The sequence below is a fragment of the Microbacterium hanjuni genome (genome assembly GCF_043556395.1).
Taxonomy (GTDB): Bacteria; Actinomycetota; Actinomycetes; order Actinomycetales; family Microbacteriaceae; genus Microbacterium.
This window is the reverse complement of sequence record NZ_JBIGIK010000001.1, coordinates 102,256-120,618: the sequence shown is the minus strand read 5'-3', so window position 1 is coordinate 120,618 and position 18,363 is coordinate 102,256. Positions and strand designations below refer to the sequence as shown.

At 69.3% G+C, this 18,363-nt stretch carries 24 protein-coding genes and 1 pseudogene; 13 read left to right on the top strand and 12 right to left on the bottom strand.

Annotated features, from left to right (window positions below; translation table 11 throughout):
• Window positions 1-133: 133 nt before the first annotated feature.
• From poxB to ACFXP5_RS00610, 3 genes are read left to right on the top strand one after another with little or no spacing between them, the layout of a single operon-like run.
• Window positions 134-1,867, top strand: a complete 1,734-nt coding sequence (gene poxB, locus ACFXP5_RS00620) for a ubiquinone-dependent pyruvate dehydrogenase (RefSeq protein WP_394543074.1) — start codon at window positions 134-136, stop codon at window positions 1,865-1,867.
• A gap of 34 nt (window positions 1,868-1,901) precedes the next feature.
• The gene (locus ACFXP5_RS00615; protein ID WP_394526105.1) at window positions 1,902-2,714 is read left to right on the top strand and encodes an SDR family NAD(P)-dependent oxidoreductase; all 813 of its coding nucleotides are present in this window, start codon (window positions 1,902-1,904) and stop codon (window positions 2,712-2,714) included.
• Between the two features lie 32 nt (window positions 2,715-2,746).
• Window positions 2,747-3,019 carry a hypothetical protein gene (locus ACFXP5_RS00610; protein WP_394526103.1) on the top strand — a complete coding sequence of 91 codons (273 nt, stop codon included), beginning with the start codon at window positions 2,747-2,749 and terminating at the stop codon, window positions 3,017-3,019.
• 12 nt (window positions 3,020-3,031) lie between these two features.
• Here the strand turns inward: ACFXP5_RS00610 and ACFXP5_RS00605 are convergent, their stop codons facing one another.
• From ACFXP5_RS00605 to ACFXP5_RS00595, 3 genes and pseudogenes are all read right to left on the bottom strand, one after another.
• Entirely contained in the window at window positions 3,032-3,541 is a 510-nt protein-coding gene (locus ACFXP5_RS00605) for an MmyB family transcriptional regulator (protein WP_394544157.1), read from the bottom strand.
• A 105-nt stretch (window positions 3,542-3,646) separates the two neighbouring features.
• Window positions 3,647-3,853, bottom strand: a pseudogene (locus ACFXP5_RS00600) (helix-turn-helix domain-containing protein); the annotation flags it as partial.
• Window positions 3,854-3,858: 5 nt separating this feature from the next.
• Window positions 3,859-4,788 (bottom strand): helix-turn-helix domain-containing protein, encoded by a 930-nt coding sequence (locus tag ACFXP5_RS00595; protein ID WP_394543073.1) that lies wholly within the window; start codon window positions 4,786-4,788, stop codon window positions 3,859-3,861.
• A gap of 181 nt (window positions 4,789-4,969) precedes the next feature.
• Between ACFXP5_RS00595 and ACFXP5_RS00590 the strand changes: the two genes are divergently transcribed.
• Complete coding sequence (locus ACFXP5_RS00590; RefSeq protein ID WP_394543072.1) at window positions 4,970-5,410, top strand: MarR family winged helix-turn-helix transcriptional regulator; 441 nt, start codon at window positions 4,970-4,972, stop codon at window positions 5,408-5,410.
• A 14-nt stretch (window positions 5,411-5,424) separates the two neighbouring features.
• Window positions 5,425-5,847 (top strand): organic hydroperoxide resistance protein, encoded by a 423-nt coding sequence (locus tag ACFXP5_RS00585; protein ID WP_394543070.1) that lies wholly within the window; start codon window positions 5,425-5,427, stop codon window positions 5,845-5,847.
• A 54-nt stretch (window positions 5,848-5,901) separates the two neighbouring features.
• On the opposite strand, the gene ACFXP5_RS00580 is transcribed toward ACFXP5_RS00585, so the two are convergent.
• Genes ACFXP5_RS00580 through ACFXP5_RS00570 form a run of 3 tightly spaced genes read right to left on the bottom strand, consistent with a single transcriptional unit; the run spans window position 5,902 to window position 7,417 of the window.
• Window positions 5,902-6,783 carry an MmyB family transcriptional regulator gene (locus ACFXP5_RS00580; RefSeq protein ID WP_394543069.1) on the bottom strand — a complete coding sequence of 294 codons (882 nt, stop codon included), beginning with the start codon at window positions 6,781-6,783 and terminating at the stop codon, window positions 5,902-5,904.
• Between the two features lie 56 nt (window positions 6,784-6,839).
• Window positions 6,840-7,055, bottom strand: a complete 216-nt coding sequence (locus ACFXP5_RS00575) for an SCO4848 family membrane protein (RefSeq protein WP_394543068.1) — start codon at window positions 7,053-7,055, stop codon at window positions 6,840-6,842.
• A gap of 23 nt (window positions 7,056-7,078) precedes the next feature.
• Window positions 7,079-7,417 (bottom strand): TraR/DksA family transcriptional regulator, encoded by a 339-nt coding sequence (locus ACFXP5_RS00570; RefSeq protein ID WP_394526096.1) that lies wholly within the window; start codon window positions 7,415-7,417, stop codon window positions 7,079-7,081.
• A 198-nt stretch (window positions 7,418-7,615) separates the two neighbouring features.
• On the opposite strand from ACFXP5_RS00570, the gene ACFXP5_RS00565 reads away from it, so the two are divergent.
• Genes ACFXP5_RS00565 through ACFXP5_RS00555 form a run of 3 tightly spaced genes read left to right on the top strand, consistent with a single transcriptional unit; the run spans window position 7,616 to window position 9,586 of the window.
• Window positions 7,616-7,831 carry a hypervirulence associated TUDOR domain-containing protein gene (locus ACFXP5_RS00565; RefSeq protein ID WP_394526094.1) on the top strand — a complete coding sequence of 72 codons (216 nt, stop codon included), beginning with the start codon at window positions 7,616-7,618 and terminating at the stop codon, window positions 7,829-7,831.
• A 49-nt stretch (window positions 7,832-7,880) separates the two neighbouring features.
• Window positions 7,881-8,948, top strand: coding sequence for an FUSC family protein (locus tag ACFXP5_RS00560; protein ID WP_394543067.1), 1,068 nt, complete (start codon window positions 7,881-7,883; stop codon window positions 8,946-8,948).
• A complete protein-coding gene (locus ACFXP5_RS00555) occupies window positions 8,945-9,586 on the top strand; it encodes an LON peptidase substrate-binding domain-containing protein (RefSeq protein WP_394526091.1) in 642 nt (213 codons plus the stop codon). The genes ACFXP5_RS00560 and ACFXP5_RS00555 overlap by 4 nt, the downstream gene beginning before the upstream one ends.
• A 7-nt stretch (window positions 9,587-9,593) precedes the next feature.
• Here ACFXP5_RS00555 and ACFXP5_RS00550 read toward each other — a convergent pair whose 3' ends face one another.
• The 4 genes from ACFXP5_RS00550 to ACFXP5_RS00535 are packed head-to-tail and all read right to left on the bottom strand — an operon-like array spanning window position 9,594 to window position 12,186.
• Window positions 9,594-10,235 carry an SDR family oxidoreductase gene (locus ACFXP5_RS00550; RefSeq protein ID WP_394543066.1) on the bottom strand — a complete coding sequence of 214 codons (642 nt, stop codon included), beginning with the start codon at window positions 10,233-10,235 and terminating at the stop codon, window positions 9,594-9,596.
• Between the two features lies 1 nt (window position 10,236).
• Window positions 10,237-10,620: a PPOX class F420-dependent oxidoreductase gene (locus tag ACFXP5_RS00545; RefSeq protein ID WP_394543064.1), complete on the bottom strand. Its 384-nt coding sequence runs from the start codon at window positions 10,618-10,620 to the stop codon at window positions 10,237-10,239.
• A complete protein-coding gene (locus tag ACFXP5_RS00540; protein WP_394543063.1) occupies window positions 10,617-11,825 on the bottom strand; it encodes an NAD(P)-binding domain-containing protein in 1,209 nt (402 codons plus the stop codon). Before ACFXP5_RS00540 ends, ACFXP5_RS00545 begins: the two co-directional genes overlap by 4 nt.
• A 28-nt stretch (window positions 11,826-11,853) precedes the next feature.
• Complete coding sequence (locus ACFXP5_RS00535) at window positions 11,854-12,186, bottom strand: YchJ family protein (protein ID WP_394543062.1); 333 nt, start codon at window positions 12,184-12,186, stop codon at window positions 11,854-11,856.
• Between the two features lie 230 nt (window positions 12,187-12,416).
• Here ACFXP5_RS00535 and ACFXP5_RS00530 point away from each other — a divergent pair, with 230 nt between their 5' ends.
• The gene (locus ACFXP5_RS00530; protein ID WP_394543061.1) at window positions 12,417-13,520 is read left to right on the top strand and encodes a DUF4190 domain-containing protein; all 1,104 of its coding nucleotides are present in this window, start codon (window positions 12,417-12,419) and stop codon (window positions 13,518-13,520) included.
• A gap of 28 nt (window positions 13,521-13,548) precedes the next feature.
• Here the strand turns inward: ACFXP5_RS00530 and ACFXP5_RS00525 are convergent, their stop codons facing one another.
• Window positions 13,549-14,139 carry a nucleoside deaminase gene (locus ACFXP5_RS00525; RefSeq protein WP_394526080.1) on the bottom strand — a complete coding sequence of 197 codons (591 nt, stop codon included), beginning with the start codon at window positions 14,137-14,139 and terminating at the stop codon, window positions 13,549-13,551.
• A gap of 372 nt (window positions 14,140-14,511) precedes the next feature.
• On the opposite strand from ACFXP5_RS00525, the gene ACFXP5_RS00520 reads away from it, so the two are divergent.
• From ACFXP5_RS00520 to ACFXP5_RS00505, 4 genes are all read left to right on the top strand, one after another.
• Window positions 14,512-15,039, top strand: a complete 528-nt coding sequence (locus tag ACFXP5_RS00520) for a hypothetical protein (protein ID WP_394543059.1) — start codon at window positions 14,512-14,514, stop codon at window positions 15,037-15,039.
• Between the two features lie 83 nt (window positions 15,040-15,122).
• Window positions 15,123-15,842 (top strand): hypothetical protein, encoded by a 720-nt coding sequence (locus tag ACFXP5_RS00515; protein WP_394543058.1) that lies wholly within the window; start codon window positions 15,123-15,125, stop codon window positions 15,840-15,842.
• 80 nt (window positions 15,843-15,922) lie between these two features.
• Window positions 15,923-16,321, top strand: a complete 399-nt coding sequence (locus tag ACFXP5_RS00510) for a DUF4259 domain-containing protein (protein ID WP_394543057.1) — start codon at window positions 15,923-15,925, stop codon at window positions 16,319-16,321.
• 98 nt (window positions 16,322-16,419) lie between these two features.
• Window positions 16,420-17,340 carry a 5'-3' exonuclease gene (locus ACFXP5_RS00505; RefSeq protein ID WP_394543056.1) on the top strand — a complete coding sequence of 307 codons (921 nt, stop codon included), beginning with the start codon at window positions 16,420-16,422 and terminating at the stop codon, window positions 17,338-17,340.
• Window positions 17,341-17,367: 27 nt separating this feature from the next.
• On the opposite strand, the gene ACFXP5_RS00500 is transcribed toward ACFXP5_RS00505, so the two are convergent.
• Entirely contained in the window at window positions 17,368-18,360 is a 993-nt protein-coding gene (locus ACFXP5_RS00500; protein WP_394543055.1) for a PHP domain-containing protein, read from the bottom strand.
• Window positions 18,361-18,363 lie beyond the last annotated feature (3 nt).

Genomic DNA, 18,363 nt, shown 5'->3' with positions numbered 1-18,363 from the left:
ACGGACGCGTCTGCGGGCCTCCGACGTGCGTCGGAAGCCGTATGGACACCGATCGGAACCGTGCGCCGATCGGCAGTCGTAGGGTGGGCGTGGCCGGTGGCAGCGGACGCGCCGGCCGACAGGAGCACAACACATGACGCGAACAGTCGCGGACCTCTTCGTCGACACGCTCAAACGGGCCGGAGTGACGCGGGTCTGGGGACTTCCCGGCGATTCGCTGAACGCCTTCACCGACGCCCTCCGGCGCGACGGCGGTATCCGCTGGATGCACATGCGTCACGAGGAAGCGGCGGCGTTCGCGGCCAACGGCGACGCGCAGGTGACCGGGGACCTCGCCGTCGTCGCCGGCAGCTGCGGCCCCGGCAACCTGCATTTCATCAACGGCCTGTTCGACGCGCAGCGCAGCCGCGTGCCCGTGCTGGCGATCGCGTCGCACATCCCATCCGCGGAGATCGGCAGCGGCTACTTCCAGGAGACGCACCCGCAGGATCTGTTCCGCGAGTGCAGCGTCTACGTCGAGCTGGTGGGCGACCCCGAGCAGCTGCCCTGGGTGCTCGAGACCGCGATGCGCAATGCCGTCGAGAAGCAGGGCGTCGCCGTCGTCATCGTTCCCGGGGATGTGTTCTTCGCCCCCGCTCCTCACCGCCGTCCGACCGCGCCGATCCGTGCCACGCAGCCGCGCGTGCTTCCCGCCGCGGCCGAGTTGCAGGCGGCGGCATCGATGCTGAACGCGGCCGAGAAGGTCACGATCCTCGCCGGCGCGGGTGTCGCCGGCTCGCACGACGAAGTCATCGCGCTCGCTGCGAAGCTGCAGGCGCCCATCGTGCACGCGTACCGCGGCAAGGAGCACATCGAGCACGACAACCCCTACGACGTCGGGATGACGGGGCTGCTCGGTTTCGCGAGCGGATACCGGGCCATGGAGAAGTGCGACCTGCTGCTCATCCTGGGCAGCGATTTCCCCTACCGGCAGTTCTACCCCGACCACGCGAAAGTGATCCAGGTCGATATCCGTGGGGAGATTCTCGGCCATCGCACGCCCATCGATATCGGACTGGTCGGCGATGCCGGAGAGACCGCGTCGGCGCTCCTCCCCCTCCTCAGCGACGGGAAGCACAGCAGCCACCTCACCGAGAGCGTCGAGCACTACCGCAAGACCCGTCACGAGCTCGACGAGCTCGCCGACGACGACGGGAAGGAACCACTCCACCCGGAATACGTGGCGCGTATGGTCAACGAGCTGGCCGCGGAGGATGCGATCTTCACGGTCGATGTGGGAACGCCCGTGATCTGGGCCGCCCGCTATCTGACGATGACCCGGGAACGACGACTCATCGGCTCGTTCACCCACGGGTCGATGGCCAACGCGATGCCGCAGGCGCTCGGCGCCCAGGCGGCCGCTCCCGGGCGTCAAGTGATCGCGCTCTCCGGTGACGGCGGTATCTCGATGCTCCTCGGCGACCTCTTGTCGATCCGTCAGAACAACCTCCCCATCAAGATCATCGTGTTCAACAATTCGAGTCTCGGGTTTGTCGAAGTGGAGATGAAGGCCGCGGGGATCGTCAACTACGCCACCGATCTCGACAACCCGAACTTCGCCGCGGTGGCCGAGTCGATGGGGATCACGGGCATCCGCGTCGAGCGCGGAGCGGATCTGGAGCCCGCGCTGACGCGCGCTTTCGCAGATCCCGGTGCGGTGCTGATCGACGTGGTGGTCGCCCGCCAAGCGCTGTCGATCCCGCCGTCGATCACCCTCGCCGAGGCCAAGGGCTTCGCGCTGTATTCGCTGCGCACGGTCATGTCGGGCCGCGGTGACGAATTGCTCGACCTCGCCGACACGAACGTGTGGCGTCGGATCTTCCACTGAGAAATCGCCCGCGGCCGACAAGAAAGAAGCAGACATGAGCGAAAGCACCGCGTCCCTCCGGCTCGATCTCACCGGACGCACCGCCGTGGTCACCGGCTCGACCCAAGGGATCGGCCTTGCCATCGCCCGGCGGTTGAGCGAGGCGGGCGCCGACGTCGTCATCAACGGGCGCAGCGAAGAGAAGGTTGCGGCCGCAGCCGCCGACCTCAACGCCGACCTCGTCACGCCCGTTCGGGGCGTCGCCGCCGACGTCACCACGGCGGACGGCGCGCAGCACCTGATCGATCAGGTGGGGCGACTCGACATCCTCGTCAACAACCTCGGCATCTTCGGCGCGAAGCCGGCGCTGGAGATCGACGACGCCGAGTGGCAGCGGTTCTTCGATGCGAACGTCTTCTCCGCCGCGCGAATGACCCGCCTCGCCCTCCCCGCGATGATGGAGCGCGGCTGGGGACGGGTGATCAACATCGCCAGCGATTCGGCGATCGTGATCCCCGAGGAGATGATCCACTACGGCGCGACGAAGGCCGCGATGCTCGCGCTCTCGCGCGGCTACGCGAAGGCCGCTCGCGGCACCGGCGTGACGGTCAACTCGGTGATCGCCGGCCCCACCCACACCGACGGTGTCGAAGACTTCGTCTACGAGATGGTGGATCGCTCGCTGCCCTGGGACGAGGCACAGCAGGAATTCATGCGCACCGCTCGTCCGCAGTCGCTCGTGGAGCGCCTGCTGGAGCCCGTCGAGATCGCGAACATGGTCGTTTACCTCGCCTCGCCGCTCGCGTCCGCCACCACCGGGGGCGCCCTGCGCGCCGATGGCGGCTACGTCGACAGCATCCTTCCCTGACCCCGTTTTCCCTCCCAACGAAAGGAACACCCATGACCGACCCGCACCTCACCGAGGCACACCGCAACACGCTGTACCACCTGGAGCGCCACCCCACCACGCACAACCTCGAGTGGCACGATGTGCTCTCCCTGCTGAAGTCCGTCGCCGACGTGACCGAAGAGCACGACGGCAAGGTGCGCGTGCAGCTCGGCGAGAACGTGCTCTTCCTCAACCGGCCGCGCCACAAGGACGTCGACGAGGAGATGCTGACCAGCATCCGCAAGATGCTGCGCGAAGGCGGATACTTCACCGCGGAGAAGTAATACCCGGCCGGGTCAGGTGAGGGTGTCGGCCAGACGTTCGATGATCAGATCGTCCCCTGTATCGGCATCGAACCACAGCACGATGATCGCCTGGCCCGGCACCCGTGGCACCTCGAACACCTCGTAGTCGAACTCCAGCCAGCCGACCCCCTCGAGCAGCAGTCTCGGGCGCGGAATCTGCTGCGACAGCGGTCCCGCGTCGTGCCGACCCCAGATGCGTTCGAACTCCGGGTCGGCGCGGAGGGCCGCTCTGATCTCCTCGTAGCGCGGATCCTCCGGGTCTCCGTAATAGCGCAGCGCTGACGCGAAGTAGCTGGCGACGGCGTACCAGCGCTCCCGGTCCTCCGTCGCCTCGGCCGCATGCCGGAACGTCGCGATGAGCTCGTTCGTGCCGGGTTCGCCGAACTCACCCAGCACGCGGCGCCCCAGAGCCGTGGCGTCCAGCACGTCGAGGTTGCGGTCCACGACGAAGGCGACCCGACGAGACCACGCGTCCAGCAGCTGACGGGTCCGTCTGCTCATGGGCGACGCCGGCCAGGGCGGTGGTTCGTTGTGGGCAAGACGGCGCAGGTGCTCCCGCGCGTGCGCGTCGAGGCGGAGAGCGCCGGCAAGCGCCTCGAGCTCGGCGTCCGTCGCGGCCGCTTCACCGCGCTCGATGGCACGGACGCGCTCGGGGTCGAGGGCCGCTGCCCGCGCCAGCTCTTCGCGAGTCAGACCCCGAGATGCGCGCCATGCACGCGCGGCCAGCCCGAGCTCATCGGGTGAGATCAGCGACCTCCGCGCCGCAAGATAGGTCCCGATACGCCCGTTCGACTTGGCCGTCCCCCCGCACATGCGGTTCAGGCTAGCTGGCTCAAGACCGGGCTCGCTTCGACGACCGTCGAACCTGTGTGCAACTCGTGCTTCTCGCGGGCGAGGCGGTCGGTGAACCGCCGGAATGCCTCCTGCGAACTGCCCGGCGGAAACCAGAACGAGATGATCACCTGACCCGGCGCTCGGGGCACTTCGAGGATCTCGTAGTCGAACTCGGCCCAGCCCTCGCCGTCGAGCCAGACTCGCCCCGGCTCGACGGCGAACGGTTCCGCGTCGTGGCGGGCCCAGATTCGATCGAACTCCGCGTCGCCCGCCAACGTCGCGATGATGTCCCGATAACGGGAATCATCGGGATCACCGTAGTAGCGCAGGGCGGCGGCGGTCTGGGCCATCCGCTCGTAATACAAAGGCTGCAGCTCCTGCGGCGCGACCAGCGCGGCCTGGGCGACGTCGATGAGCCGGTTCGTCCCCACTTTCGCCGCGTCACCCAGTGCCGCGACCGCGATCTCCGTTGCGGCGATCAAGTCTTGATTACGGTCCAGAGCGAAGGCGATCGTGTCCGACCAGGATTCGAGCATCCTCCGGGTGTGCAGATCGACGACCGGGTAGGAGGGCCACGATTCTCCGCGCTTGTGCGCGAGGCGATACATGTGCCGACGTGCGTGCTCGGTGAGGCGGAGAGCCGTCGCCAGGGAGTCGAGTACCGCGTCCGAGGGCTGCGTTCCGACGCCCCGTTCCAGACGCCGGTAGTACTCAGGACTGATCGAGGCCAGTGCGGCCACCTCTTCACGGCGAAGCCCCTGTACCCGGCGAGAGACGTCGCTCGCGAGACCCACCTCTTCCGGGGACACGAGCGCGCGCCGCGCGGCGAGGTACTCTCCTAGGCGTTTGATGGCGGCCTCCTCGGTGCTCCCCCGAGAGGCAAGTTCCTCGGGAACCCCTTTGCTCTCTTGCAAGCTATCGGCTGCAGCGCGCTGGAGGGTGACCCGATCCCACCCCCCTTCAGACGGGTGTTCGGTCGAAAGTCAACCCCCTTTGTCGGGTATTCGCGCAAGAGATGTATCCGGATGCTGTTGCTTCGCCCTGGTTCCTAGGATTCCTGTTGTGCACAACTGGATTGCATGCAATGGTTTATCCATGACCGCGGTTGACGACATGGTGTGCTTCGCCCTCTACTCCGCGAGCCGCGCGACGACGCAGGCGTACCGCCGGGTGCTCGAGCCGTGGGGATTGACCTATCCGCAGTACCTCGTGCTGGTCACCCTGTGGTCCGACGGCATTCGCACGATCGGTGAGCTCGGTGAGACCCTCGCGCTCGACTCCGGCACACTGTCCCCTCTCGTCCGCCGCCTCGAACGCTCGGGCCTCGTCGCCCGCGCGCGTCGCCTCGATGACGAGCGCGTCGTCGAGGTCTCCCTCACCGACGATGGCGCGGCTCTTCGCCACCGGATGAAGGGCGTCCCGGTCGAGATCGGACGCTGCTTGGGCGTCGACCTCGAGGCCGCCCGTCACCTGCTCGACTCCCTGCACGGGCTCACCCGGCACGTACAGGCCACGACCGAGGCGACCGCCTCGTAACCCGAAGGAGCACCATGGAAGCCATCTACACCGCCGAGGCCCTCGCCACCGGAGCAGGGCGCGCCGGACACGTCGCCACCAAAGACGGTCTGCTCGACGTCGACCTCCAGATTCCCAAAGAGATGGGTGGCCCCGGTGGCGGTCTGAACCCCGAGGAGCTGTTCGCCGCGGGCTATGCGGCCTGCTTCCACAGCGCTCTGCAGGCCGTGGCACGCACCCAGAAGGTCAAGCTCGAAGACACCAGCGTCGGCTCACGCGTGCAGATCGGCAGCAACGGCGAAGGCGGCTACCAGCTCGCCGTGCAGCTGGAGGTCGTCATCCCCCACCTCGCGCACGACGAGGCGCAGGCTCTCGCCGACGCCGCTCATCTCGTGTGCCCCTACTCCAACGCCACGCGCGGCAACATCGAGGTGACGGTCACCGTCTCCGAAGACTGACCTCGACAGCGAACGCCCCGCCCCTCTTCGGGCGGGGCGTTCGCTGTCGGTTGGCTAGCGCGTCTCATCGCGCCGCCACAGGGCGTTGGTGGTCAGCGGTTGCAGGATCTTCTCCGACGGGCAGCCCGCCCGGAACCACCAGACGATGAGTACCTGACCCGGAGACCGGGGGACCTCGAACACCTCGTACTTGTGGCGGATCCAGCCCTCTCGGTCGAGCCAGAACAACCCCGGTTCGACGGTGAGGGGATGGGCGTCGTGACGGGCCCAGATGGCGGAGAATTCGTCGTTCGTCCCGACGGCCGCGAGGATCTGGCGAAACCGCTCGTCCTCGGGGTCCGCGTAGTACCGCATGGCGGCAGCGAAATTGGCGACCTGAGCGAAGAAGATCGGTCGGTGTTCCGGGCCTGCGGACTCTGCTGCGGCCAGAGTGTCGATGAGCCGGTTGGCGCCTGGCGCCACCGATTCCCCCAGCACGGCTCGAGCCATGCTGGTCGCGCTGATGACGTCTTGATTCTGATCGAGCGCGTAGGCGATCTGGTCGCTCCAGCTGTCCAACATCCGTCGCGTGTGTGTGTCATCGGATGCGGAGGGCGACGCCGGCGCGCCGTGCCCGCGCGCCAGGCGGTACATGTACAGCCGGGCGTGCTCGCTCAGACCGAGCGCACGGGCGAGGGAATCCAGGATCGCGTCGGACGGTGGGCCGCCCACGCCCCGCTCGAGGCGGCGGTAATACTCCGGGCTGATGGAGGCGAGGATCGCCACCTCCTCGCGCCGCAGTCCGGGCACGACGCGCCGCGAGGCGCCGCGCACCAGACCGACGTCCTCCGGCGACACCAGCGCACGCCGAGCCGCGAGGTACTCCCCTAATCGAGTGATGTCTACCTCCCCGGTGTGCCGCCGAGGGCGCGGGGCCCCATGCTTCCCTGCGCTCAAGACGAAAACTACACCCCTCGCCCCTCGAGCGTGCGGCCGGATCCGACGCGCGAGGCTTAGGTGAGCAGCGCGACGACGGCAGCGATCACCGACGCCAGGGCGATGACCAGCGCGAGCGCGATCAGCACCGCGTGCACCACCAGGAATGGCGTCGGCTTCCCTTCAGCGGTGCGCGCACGGGGGTCTTTGACCACGCGCGCGAAGAATCGCGGCCAGACCACGACGTTGAACACGGCGTTGACGAACAGCAGGACGACGAGCACGGTTTCCACCCCTCGAGCCTAAGCCGGGGCGATCAGACCGCGCAGGCGACGCAGGTCGCCGCGGTGGGACGCACCTCGAGTCGGCCCGCGGCGATCGGACGCCCGCAGACCGTGCACAAGCCGTAGGTGCCCTCGGCGACCCGGGTCAGTGCCGCCGCGATGTCATCGCGTTCCCCCTCGATGCCGCGGCGCAGTTGGTCGACGCGTTGCCACTCCCCCGACAGCGTCGAGCCCTCGGGGTCGTGCTCGTCGTCCGCGGTCGCGTCGGCCCGATCGAGCAGCAGCGTTCGCTCGTCAGCAGCGAGACGGGCGAGGCGCTCGTCCGCATCGCGCAGAAGGGCCTCCAGAGTGGCCGCGTGGTCGGATGTCATGACCCGATCGAGCGTACGCCGCCCAGCAGGCTCGGGCTCCGGCGCACCCCACCAGCTGCTCCCCTGTCACGAACTGCGGGTGCGACCCGCAATTCGTGACAGGGGAGCAGCAAAGTCGGGCGAAAGAAGTCAACCCCGTGCGCACCACATCGCCCGGCTCGACGATGGGACCACCGGTTCGTACAAAGAGGAGCACCCATGGCGAAGGACCTGTCCAGCGGAGACCGCGTCAGCTGGAACACCCCGCAGGGCCGCACCCGCGGCACGGTCGTCGAGCGCAAGACCGCGGACTTCTCGTTCGCCGACCAGCATTTCACCGCCTCGGAAGACGAACCGGCCTTCATCGTCGAGTCCGAGAAGAGTGGCAACCGCGCCGCACACAAGGGCTCCGCCCTCCGCAAACTCGCCGGCTGACCTCGTCTGCACTCGCGGGGTCCGGGGCCGCCGGGCCTACGCTCGAACCATGCGCATGACCGCGGCCTTCCGGGCACCGCGCCGAGCACCGTTCCTGCTGGTGGCCAAATCGGCGATCGCGTCGATCGCGGCGTGGCTCGTCGCGGGGTGGCTCGTTCCGGGGCCGGCGCCCGTGTTCGCCGCCGTCGCCGCCCTGCTCGTGGTGCAGCCCAGCGTGAACCAGTCGCTCACCCGCGCGGTCGAGCGCAGCATCGGCGTGATCGTCGGAGTCGTGGTCGCCTCGGCCTTGGGCATCCTGCTCGGCTCCTACACCTTCGTGATCCTGCTCGCCACGGCCGTCGCATTGCTGGTCGCCTGGGCGCTCAAGCTCACTTCGGCGACGGCCAACCAGGTCGCCATCAGCGCCATCCTCGTGCTGGCGCTCGGCACCGCGACACCCGATTACGCCTTCGACCGGGTGCTGGAGACCCTCATCGGCGCGCTGATCGGTGTCATCGTGAATCTGGCGCTCGTGCCGCCCGTCGCCCTCGCCCCCGCTCGGGAGAAGGTGGACGCGCTGGGCGGCGAGCTCGGCGACGCGCTCGACCGGCTCGCCGACGCCCTCGAAACCGCCCAGACGGCCGCCTCCCTGGAAGAGCTGCTGCTCGAAGCGCGACTGCTGCGTCCTATGCGGGATGCGGCCGAGGCCGCCCTCGTCACCGGGGCGGAGTCGCTGGGACTGAACCCGCGCGGTCGCAAGCACCGTGCGGAGCTCGACCGTCTCCAAGGGTTGCTCGACATCTTCACCCCGATCTCCACGCAGGTCATCGGGATGACGCGTGCGGTCTACGACCGGTACGACCCCTCGATCACGAACGAGCCGACCGTCCGCGCGATCGCCGAGCAACTGCGCCGCGCCGCCCACGATGTGCGGTTGGTCGTGTCACGCGGTCTGCCCGCGACCGGCGGCGCTCCGACGGCGGGCGACGCCGCAGCATCCGCCCCCCTCGAACCGCCCGCCCTGACGCGCCCCCTGCAGGTCGGTCCCCCCTCGTCCGATCATTGGATCCTCGTCGGATCCCTCCTGGTCGACCTGCATCGCATCCACGAGACCCTGGGAGAGACGGCGGCAGCATGAGCGATCGAATCATCGAGGTGCCGATGTTCCCCCTCGGCGCCGTCCACTTCCCCCACACCCCCCTCGCGCTGCGCCTCTTCGAGCCGCGTTACCTGATGATGCTCGGGATGCTGCTGGACACCCCTCCCGGAGAGTTCGGTGTCGTCCTCATCGAACGCGGCCGCGAAACGGGTGGCGGCGAACAGCGCTTCGACCTCGGCACGATGGCCACCCTCGAGAGGGTGATCCCCCAAGAGGGAGTGGTATCGGTGCTCGCTCGCGGCGGGTCGCGGTTCGAGGTCGTCGAGTGGCTGAGCGATGACCCCTATCCGCGCGCCCGGGTGCGACTCCTGCCCGACCTGGAGTGGAACGACGCGCTCGACCCGCTGCTCGACCAGGCCGAGGCGATCGTCCGGCGGGTGCTCGCCCGCTCGGGCGAATACGGCTCGACCCGGTGGGATCCCGATGTCGAGCTCGCCGAGGACCGCCTCGCCCGTGCTTGGCAGGTCGCCGCGATCGCGCCGCTCGGCGCGCTCGATCAACTCGCCCTCCTCCGAACGACCTCGATCGGCGCGCTGCTCAGCGCGACGATCGACCTCACCGTCGCCGCCGAGGAGCTGCTCGCCGTGCGGGGCTATCGCCCCGACGACGAGCCCTGAGTGCGCATCACTCGGCGAGCGCCTCGGCGATCGGGCGGTCTCCGCCGCCGAAGCGGATGAAGCGGCCGACCGTGCGCTCGTCGGCCAGCGAGGCCGCGATGACGGCGGCGACGTCGGCGCGCGGCACCTTGCCCTGACCCTCGGGGTCGAGCTGGATCAGCCCGGTGCCGGGGTCGAGCGTGAGAGTGCCGGGGCCCAGGATCGTCCAGTCGAGCGCCGTGGCCCGCAGGTGGTCGTCGGCGGCGAGCTTCGCGTCGGCGTAGGCGTAGAAGTCGTCGTCCGGCGAGACGCCGTGCTCGGGGGTCGAACCGATCCACGACACCATCACGAACCTCTGCACGCCCGCCGCAGCGGAAGCATCCATCGTCCGGATCGCGGCATCGCGGTCGATCGCGTACGTGCGCTCGGCCCCGCCGCCACCGGCGCCCGCCGACCACACCACGGCGTCGTAGTCGGCGACCAGGTCGAGCAGCGTCGCCTCGTCTGCCGTTTCAACGTCGAGCACGATGGGTCGTGCGCCGAGGGCCTCGATGTCGGCAGCCTGCTCGGGCTTGCGGATCACCGATGCCACCGTGTCGCCGCGCTCCACGAGGAGGGGGGCGAGGAGGAGGGCCACCTTGCCGTGGCCGCCGAAGATGAGTACCTGCATGTCAGTGCCTTCCGATGCGTTCGATGGACATGGCGAGAACCACCCGGTTCGCAATGTCGGGCGGGGGCTGCTGCTCGGGGTTTCCGTAGCGTTTGCCGAGGCGCACGTAGAAGTCGCCCGCTGTGTCGGGGGTCGCCGCGACCAGGCGACCGCGCACCTCGATGTAGCGGTAGGGGTCGGCAGGATCGAAGACCATGAGGCTCATCGACGGGTTCGCCTCGAGGTTGCGGAACTTCTGCCGCGTCGTGGTGTGCGTGAACAACAGTCGGTCACCGTCCAGCTCGAACCACATCGGGTTCACCTGCACCGAGCCGTCGGGGCGCACCGTGCCGAGAGCGCCGTAGTTGGGGTTTTCGAGCAAGTCGCGGAGGTCGTCCGGAATCATGTGCTCTCCTTTCCTTCTTCCCTCACGGTACGCATCGCCCCGGTGGACGTCTGCGGGCTTGACGCGGAAACGCGTGCCGGTGCCTCGGCGCCCCGTTCTTCGCGGACGATCGCGTTGACGACGGCGCGCCCTGCACGATTGGCCCCGACGGTGGACGCGGACGGGCCGTAGCCGACGAAGAACAGGCGGGGCTCATCGAGCGATCGGGAGTCCGCCACGCGGAAGCCGCCCTCTCGGGTGCGAACCTTCAGCGGCGCGAGATGGTCGAGCGCCGGTCGGAAGCCGGTCGCCCAGAGGATCACGTCGGCCGGCAGGAACGTGCCGTCCGGCATGCGCACCCCGTGCGGCTCGATCCGGGTGAACATCGGCCGGCGCTCCAGCACCCCGCGCTGTTGAGCCTTGCGTGCCCACGGCGTCCAGTGCATGCCGGTCACCGAGATCACGCTCCCCGGCGGCAGGCCCTGCCGCACCTTGGCATCGACGCCCGCGATCGCGGCGACCCGCGCGGCGGTGTCGAAGTCGGCGTCGATCCAGTCGGGTTCCCGCCGCGTCATCCAGACGGTGTCGGCGACGTGCGAGATCTCCTCGAGCAGCTGCACGCCCGAGACGCCCGCTCCGACGACGATCACCCGCTGTCCGGCGAATTCCTCGGCGGCGACGTAGCCGGCGGTGTGCAGCTGGCGACCCTCGAAGCTCTCCTGCCCGGGATAGTGGGGCCAGAACGGCCGCGTCCAGGTGCCAGTTGCACTCACCACGTACCGCGCCGCCCACGTGCCCTGATCCGACTCGACGAGAAGTCTGCCGTGCGGGTCGTCATCGACCCGGCGCACGGCGCGCACGAGCACGGGGCGCTGCACCCGTAGGTCGAAACGCTGCTCGTACTCGGCGAAGTACGCCGGAAGCACGTCGCGGGCGCGGGCGGCGGGGTCGGCCGGCGGCACGTCGAAGCCCGGTAGCTCATGAATACCGTTGACGGTGCCCATCCGCAGCGAGTCCCAGCGGTGCTGCCACGCTCCCCCGGGCGCGGCGTCGGCGTCGAGCACGACGAAGGACCGGTCGGATGCTGTCGCCGCCGGTGCGGGCACGAACCCCTTCCGGCGCAAGTGGTACGCCGTGGACAGGCCGGCCTGGCCGGCGCCGATCACCACGACGTCGACGTCGCGGGGTGGATCGCTCGTCACGGTCGACGAAACCTCGGCCGCCATGCGGGTATTCCGCGAGACGCGCCGGCGTTCAGGCGACGACACCGTCGACGTACACCCAGCGCCCGCCACGGCGCACGAAGCGGCTGCGTTCAGCGAGGACGCCGTATTCCGCGCCGCTGCGCCACCGCGCGTGGAAGGCCACGAACGCCTCCGCCATCTCGGGATCCGCCGTCGTCTCGGGATCCGCCGCGGCGTCGAGGATCTCGCCCGCCTCGAGGATCTCGCCTGCCTCGCGAATTTCAAGGCCGAGCCACGTGGTCGCGGGGTCGAGATCGAGGTCGGCGGGGCGGGTGGCGGGGTGCCACGTGCGGGCCAGGTATGCGGCGTCTCCGATCACGAACGCGGTGTACCGCGAACGCATGAGACGCTCCGGGGAGGGCGCGGGGGTTCCGCCGAGGATCGGGCCGCAGCATCCGTCGAAACGTCCGCCCCCGCACGGACAGGCGTCCGCAGCCCCGATCCGCGGGAAAGCCGGAACCGCCGCCGCACCGAAAGACACGCTCGACACCCTAACGCGGCATGTGCACAGCTCCCGCTCGCGCGGGTGAGTTGTCCGTAGCATGGGGCAGCGCACGAGCGACAGGAGACGGCATGACCGACGGCCCCCGCCCCACCGAGGGTGAACAGCCCGATCCCGTCCCTGCCGCTGCGGGGGCGCCGCCGTTTCCCGCGGCGGGGCCGCCGTTTCCCGCGGCCGGGCCGCCGTACCCGGCAGCGGGGTCGGCCCCGGGCGCGGGCTATCCCGGTGGCGGGTACCCCGGCGCGTGGCCGCAAGCCGCAGCGGGCGCGCCGCAGCAGTACGGCGTGCCGCGCCAGGAGTACCCGGGCGCCCCGCCCACGTGGGGTCCGCCGCCGGCATCCTTCCGTCCGCCATCGACCGGATCGATCACGCTCGCCGTGCTCGCACTGATCGCGGCGGTCCTCGGAATCCTGCTGGTGTTCGTGTTGGGCGGCGGCTTCGTCGCCTTCCTCATCCTCATCACGGCCGTGGTGCTCGCGGTCGTGTCACTCGCTCGCCGCGCTGCGGGGAAGGGCTTGGCCATCTCGGCGCTCATCCTCGCCGCACTCGCGATGGTCTGGGCCGTGCTCGCGCTCCTGGCGGCCTTGTTCTCGATCGAGCTCTGGCCGGATGACCCCGACAACCCCGAGTATCCCGACTACTCCCAGACCGAGCCTTCCGCTACGCCGGAGGAGTATCCCTACTACGGCAGCCCCGCCCTCCGCGCGCCCGAACTCGATGCGCTGGGCACGGAGGTCACCGACCCGCTCGCTCCGGGCACACCGGTGCTGCTGCACGACGACACGAACGACCGCGACGTGTGGCAACTCACGGTGCGACCGCTGCAGGACATCACGGCGACGACCTCCTCGATGACCGAGCCGGTCTTCGGGGCCTTCATCGCTGCCCCGGTCGAACTGACCAACGTGTCGGATGCGGCGATCGATCTCAGCGTCCAGTACGACTACGTGCCCTACGCCTCGTTGATCACGGGCGACGGCGGTCGAGCCGACATCGCGATCATCAGCGATGGCGCGCTCTACCCGACCGCGTGGGAGGTCGGCGAGGTGGCCCCGGGCGAGACGGTGACGTACTACGAGGTCTTCGATGCGCGCCCCGAGGTGGCCACGAGCGGCATCGTGCAGCTCGACCTCGTGTCCGGCCAGCGCATCCACTGGTCGGCGGTCGCCCCGTAGGGCCGTTGTTCGTCGGCGTCCGGGCGGTTCAGTCGACGGCGCCGCGGGCGTTGTAGACCGTCGAGTCCGAGTCACCGTAGGCCTGGAACACGGCGATCGCCTCGTCGGTGCGCACCCCGATCGTCACCGCGATCCCGCGGGCTTCGAACTGCGCCGCCCAGTCCGACACCATCGGGCCCTCGTCGAATCCGCTGAGCTTCTCGAGCTCGGGGCCGTCGCCGGCGATGACGAGCGAGCGCACGCCGCTCCACATCGTGGCGCCGTAGCACATGACGCACGGGCGCCAGTTGACGACGAGCTGCAGGTCGGCGTCGCCGGCGCCGAGGTCCCAGCGGCCGAGTCCCGTCTGGGCGAGGCTGAGGGCGGTGACCTCCGCGTGGGCCGAGCTCAGGCCCGAGCTCAGCACGACGTTCACGCCGACCGAGACGATGCGGCCGGTCTCGGACTCGACGACGATCGCGGCGAACGGACCGCCGTTGCCCTCGCGCCAGTTGCGGTCGGCGAGCGCGTTGACGAGGTCCATCCGCTCCTCGAGGGTGGGCAGCGCCTCGGGCAGCGTCGGAAGCTCCGCGAGGAGCCAATCGGGCAGGGCAGCGGAGAACGCGGTCGCGAGGGTCATGCTCACATGCTCCCCCATGGATGTGTCGCCCCGGTTACACGCCGGCCTCGCCGCCCGCGTTCACTCGGGAGGAGATGTGCATTCCGGAGGGCGTTTAGGGCTCAAACACCCTCCCGAACGCACATCCCCTCCGTTATGCACGCCGGGAGGTGGATGCTGGCGCCGGCCGCGCGATGACGCCGGGCTTTCGCTGCGTTCGTCAGGGAGGAGATGTGCATTCCGGAGGGCGTTTAGGGCTCAAACACCCTCCCGAACGGACATCCCCTCCGTTATGCACTCCGGGAGAGAGGTGGATGCTGGCGCCGGCCGCGCGATGAGAGCGGGCTGTGGAAAACCCCGGCGCCGAAATCGCGGGGCTCGTAGCCTGGTGCCGTGAAGACTCGCCTCATCGTCGCGGTGGCCCTGGCTGGGCTTATCGGTCTGATGAGCGGATGCGTCGGCGAACCCACGCCCACAGAGACAACCCCGGCGTTCTCCTCGGAGGAAGAGGCGTACGCCGCCGCGGAGGAGACGTACCGCGCCTACGTCGACGCGCTGAATCAGGTCGATCTAAGCGATCCGGAGACCTTCGAGCCGGTCTTCGCCCTCACTACTGGCGACGCGAACGCCAGTGCGCGCAAGACCTTTAGTCAGATGAACGCCGACGGGTGGATTGTGAGCGGTGTGAGCCGCTATGACAACTTCACCCCGGCATCGTTCGACCCAGGGGTCGGCGTCAAAGTTGACCTCTGCCTCGACGTCACGGAGGTTGAGGTGACGGACTCCACTGGCACCTCGATGGTCGGACCAGACAGGCTGGACCGTCAGCCGGTAAGGGTGACGTTCTCCGAAGGCACTCTCCCAGGAACGCTAGTGATCCAAGCGAGCGAAGCGAGCGAAGGCGGAGTGTGCACGCTGTAATCGCGGCATTTGTGTTTAGCTTCCTGGCAGCAAGCCCAGGAGAGGCGGGCTGCGGCTTGGAATCAGCGTGGACTAGCTGCCCAGTGGTAACGAACAACGGTTCCGGCATCACCGTGGGCGGCACGCAAACCACCCCGGGATCAGGCGGCGGCGGGACGACGCCCGACCGCGGACCCGGCCGGGGCGGCGGCGGCGGAGGAACCACGGAACCCGAGCCGGAGGAATCCGGCTGGCAGCCACCCGCAGACTGCGGTCCCAGCGGCGTCCTCTGTCGCGAGGGCTACACGGTCGAGCTGATGCAGCCGGACGTCGATGAGCTGCCGGCGGTGACAGCATCCGACCTCTCGTCGTTCCGCCCGGCTGATCCCGCGTTCGAGGTCGAGCCCGGTGGGGTCGGAATCGTCGGCATGCCGACCAACTTCGTCGCGCAGGCGGGCGCCCAGGTCTTGGCGGGCACCCTGTTCGACCGTCCCGTGAGCGTGCGTTTCGTGCCGACGGCCTACCTGTTCGACTACGGCGACGGCGCGATCGCCCGCTCGAACACGGGCGGGGCCTCGTGGACCAGCCTCGGGCAACCGCAGTTCACAGCCACACCGACCAGCCATGCGTACGGCGCGCGCGGCACGTATTCCGCCTCCGTGGCCGTCGAGTATGCGGCGGCCGTGGATTTCGGCAACGGCTGGCTTCCGGTCATCGGGGCGGTGACCACCCCCGGGGGCACGACACCCGTGACCGTCTACGAAGCGCGCACGGCGCTCGTCGACCGCACGTGCGGGGAGAATCCGTCCGGTCCCGGATGCTGACGCCACAGCGACGTCCGCTCGACCCCCAGTGGTCATCCGGCGTCCATCCCGGCGACGGATGACGACCGTAGCGTCCACCTATGGGTGCATGGAGCGGCGAGCCGTTCGGTAACGACGTCGCGGCCGATTGGGCCTGGGATCTCGAAGAGGCCGACGACTGGACGCTCGTCCGGACGGCCCTCGAGGATGCCATCACTCCCGACGCGGTCGACGAGCGTACGGCTGTCATCGCGCTCGCCGCGGCGGAGGTCGTCGCGCACGGGCTCGGCCGACCCACCCAGGACGACGCCTACACGGGCGAGTTGAGCGCGTTCGTCTCCCGCGCGTCCGCTCCGTCGGACGAAATCGTGGCGCTGGCGATCGCTGCCGTCGAACGCGCGAGCGATCCGGACGGCGACCTCGCACTGACGTGGGAGGAATGCGGCAACGAGGCCTGGCTCGAGGCCGTGCACCTGCTCGCGCGAGCGCTCGACGCCTGAACCGCCCTTCGCGTCTCGGGGTCGGTGCGACAGAATCGGGCTCATGGACCACGACGCGCCCGATGCCGGGCAGCCGACCGACCGCGAAAGGTCACCCGATGCCTGACCGCCTCATGCTGCTCGATTCCGCGTCGCTGTACTTCCGCGCCTTCTACGGCGTGCCCGACACAGTGAAGGCGCCGGACGGAACGCCGGTCAACGCGGCCCGCGGTTTCCTCGACATCATCGCGAAGCTGGTCACGATGTACGAGCCCACGCACCTCGTCGCCTGCTGGGACGACGACTGGCGGCCGCAGTGGCGGGTGGACCTCATCCCGAGCTACAAGACCCACCGCGTCGCGGAGGTGGTCGAGGACGCACCCGACGTCGAGGTCGTGCCCGACCCGCTCGAGGTGCAGGTGCCGATCATCCTCGAAACCCTCTCTGCCCTCGGGATCGCGGTCGTCGGCGCGCCCGAGCACGAGGCCGACGATGTCATCGGAACCCTCGCGAGCACGGCGAGCATGCCCGTCGACATCGTCACCGGCGACCGCGACCTGTTCCAGCTCATCGACGACGACCGCGACGTGCGCGTCGTCTATACCGCTCGAGGCATGAGCAATCTCGAGGTGCTCACCGATGACACGGTCTTCTCGAAATACGGCGTGCACGCGCGTCAGTACGCCGATTTCGCCGTCATGCGAGGCGATTCCTCCGATGGACTGCCCGGAGTCGCAGGGATCGGCGACAAGACAGCATCCACTCTTCTCTCCGCCCACGACACCCTCGACGGCATCATCGCGGCCGCCCGCGAGGGCGAGGGCATGACGGCGGCTCAGCGCGCCAAGGTGCTCGCCGCGCTCGACTACCTCGCCGTGGCCCCGACCGTGGTGGAGGTGGTGCGCACGCTCGAATTGACCGTGCCGCCCGACGAGCTCACGCCGCTGAACGACGAGCAACAGGATGCTGCGCGCGCACTCGCCGAGCGCTGGGCGCTCGGCAGTTCGATGGATCGGGCGATCGCCGCCCTCGCGCGCTGAGACCGCCGCTGCGGCGGGGATCCCGTGTCAGCGCTCGCGCGTGAGCCACTCGCGCAGGCGGTCGAGCGGCCAGGTGGTGACGATCCGCTCGGGCGGGATCCCGGCCCGCTCGGCACGGGCGGCGCCGTAGTCGATGAGCGAGAGCTGCCCCGGCGCGTGCGCGTCGGAGTCGATCGAGAACAGGCACCCGGCCTCGAAGGCGATCGCGATGAGGTCGTCGGGCGGATCCTGACGCTCGGGGCGCGAGTTGATCTCGACCGCCACCCCGTGCGCCGCCGCCGCTTCGAACACGGCCCCCGCGTCGAACGTCGAGGGCGGCCTCGTGCCACGCGCGCCCTCCACGAGCCGGCCGGTGACGTGCCCGAGAACGTCGACGCGCGGGTTCGCGAGGGCCGTGACCAGGCGCCGTGTCATGGGCCCCTTCTCCATGCGCAGCTGGGAATGAGCGGATGCTACGACGACGCCCAGCTCATCCAGGAGCGCGTCGTCCTGGTCGAGCGCGCCCTCGTCGAGGATGTCGACCTCGATACCGCTCAACAGGGTGAAGTCGTCGTGGTCGAAGCCGCGGACGACCTCGAGCTGTTCGCGCAGCCGCTCGGCGGACAGCCCGTTGGCCACCCGCAAGCGCGGCGAATGATCGGTCAACGCGAGGTATTCATGCCCGAGCCCGCGCGCAGCCTCCACCATGAGCTCGATCGGGGTGAGGCCGTCCGACCATTCGCTGTGGCTGTGCAGGTCGCCGCGCAGCAGGCCCCGGAGCTCCGAGTCCGCCGCCGCTTGCGTCTTCGCTCGCAGCTCGGCCAGATAGTCCGGCACGCGGCCCTCGACCGCCTGGGAGATGACGGCGAAGGTGGTCTCGCCGATGCCCTTCCGTCGCCGGAGAGCCGGATCGCGGAGGGCGGCGTCATCGAGGTCGGCGATGGCGTGGGCTGCAGTGCGGAACGCCTTCGACTTGTACCGCGACGACCGCTCTCGCTCGAGCAGGTACGCGATCTCGTTCAGCGCATCGATCGGGTCCATGCG

What these genes read in the sequence shown, in the direction of transcription:
- poxB (WP_394543074.1), top strand. Translation starts at nt 134, where the DNA reads ATGACGCGAACAGTCGCGGACCTCTTCGTCGACACGCTCAAACGGGCC.
- ACFXP5_RS00585 (WP_394543070.1), top strand. Translation starts at nt 5,425, where the DNA reads ATGGAAGCCATCTACACCGCCGAGGCCCTCGCCACCGGAGCAGGGCGC.
- ACFXP5_RS00540 (WP_394543063.1), bottom strand. Translation starts at nt 11,825, where the DNA reads ATGGCGGCCGAGGTTTCGTCGACCGTGACGAGCGATCCACCCCGCGAC.
- ACFXP5_RS00570 (WP_394526096.1), bottom strand. Translation starts at nt 7,417, where the DNA reads ATGACATCCGACCACGCGGCCACTCTGGAGGCCCTTCTGCGCGATGCG.
- ACFXP5_RS00555 (WP_394526091.1), top strand. Translation starts at nt 8,945, where the DNA reads ATGAGCGATCGAATCATCGAGGTGCCGATGTTCCCCCTCGGCGCCGTC.
- ACFXP5_RS00510 (WP_394543057.1), top strand. Translation starts at nt 15,923, where the DNA reads ATGGGTGCATGGAGCGGCGAGCCGTTCGGTAACGACGTCGCGGCCGAT.
- ACFXP5_RS00550 (WP_394543066.1), bottom strand. Translation starts at nt 10,235, where the DNA reads ATGCAGGTACTCATCTTCGGCGGCCACGGCAAGGTGGCCCTCCTCCTC.
- ACFXP5_RS00560 (WP_394543067.1), top strand. Translation starts at nt 7,881, where the DNA reads ATGCGCATGACCGCGGCCTTCCGGGCACCGCGCCGAGCACCGTTCCTG.
- ACFXP5_RS00610 (WP_394526103.1), top strand. Translation starts at nt 2,747, where the DNA reads ATGACCGACCCGCACCTCACCGAGGCACACCGCAACACGCTGTACCAC.
- ACFXP5_RS00530 (WP_394543061.1), top strand. Translation starts at nt 12,417, where the DNA reads ATGACCGACGGCCCCCGCCCCACCGAGGGTGAACAGCCCGATCCCGTC.
- ACFXP5_RS00525 (WP_394526080.1), bottom strand. Translation starts at nt 14,139, where the DNA reads ATGACCCTCGCGACCGCGTTCTCCGCTGCCCTGCCCGATTGGCTCCTC.
- ACFXP5_RS00500 (WP_394543055.1), bottom strand. Translation starts at nt 18,360, where the DNA reads ATGGACCCGATCGATGCGCTGAACGAGATCGCGTACCTGCTCGAGCGA.
- ACFXP5_RS00545 (WP_394543064.1), bottom strand. Translation starts at nt 10,620, where the DNA reads ATGATTCCGGACGACCTCCGCGACTTGCTCGAAAACCCCAACTACGGC.
- ACFXP5_RS00535 (WP_394543062.1), bottom strand. Translation starts at nt 12,186, where the DNA reads ATGCGTTCGCGGTACACCGCGTTCGTGATCGGAGACGCCGCATACCTG.
- ACFXP5_RS00565 (WP_394526094.1), top strand. Translation starts at nt 7,616, where the DNA reads ATGGCGAAGGACCTGTCCAGCGGAGACCGCGTCAGCTGGAACACCCCG.
- ACFXP5_RS00615 (WP_394526105.1), top strand. Translation starts at nt 1,902, where the DNA reads ATGAGCGAAAGCACCGCGTCCCTCCGGCTCGATCTCACCGGACGCACC.
- ACFXP5_RS00590 (WP_394543072.1), top strand. Translation starts at nt 4,970, where the DNA reads ATGACCGCGGTTGACGACATGGTGTGCTTCGCCCTCTACTCCGCGAGC.
- ACFXP5_RS00605 (WP_394544157.1), bottom strand. Translation starts at nt 3,541, where the DNA reads ATGAGCAGACGGACCCGTCAGCTGCTGGACGCGTGGTCTCGTCGGGTC.
- ACFXP5_RS00505 (WP_394543056.1), top strand. Translation starts at nt 16,420, where the DNA reads ATGCCTGACCGCCTCATGCTGCTCGATTCCGCGTCGCTGTACTTCCGC.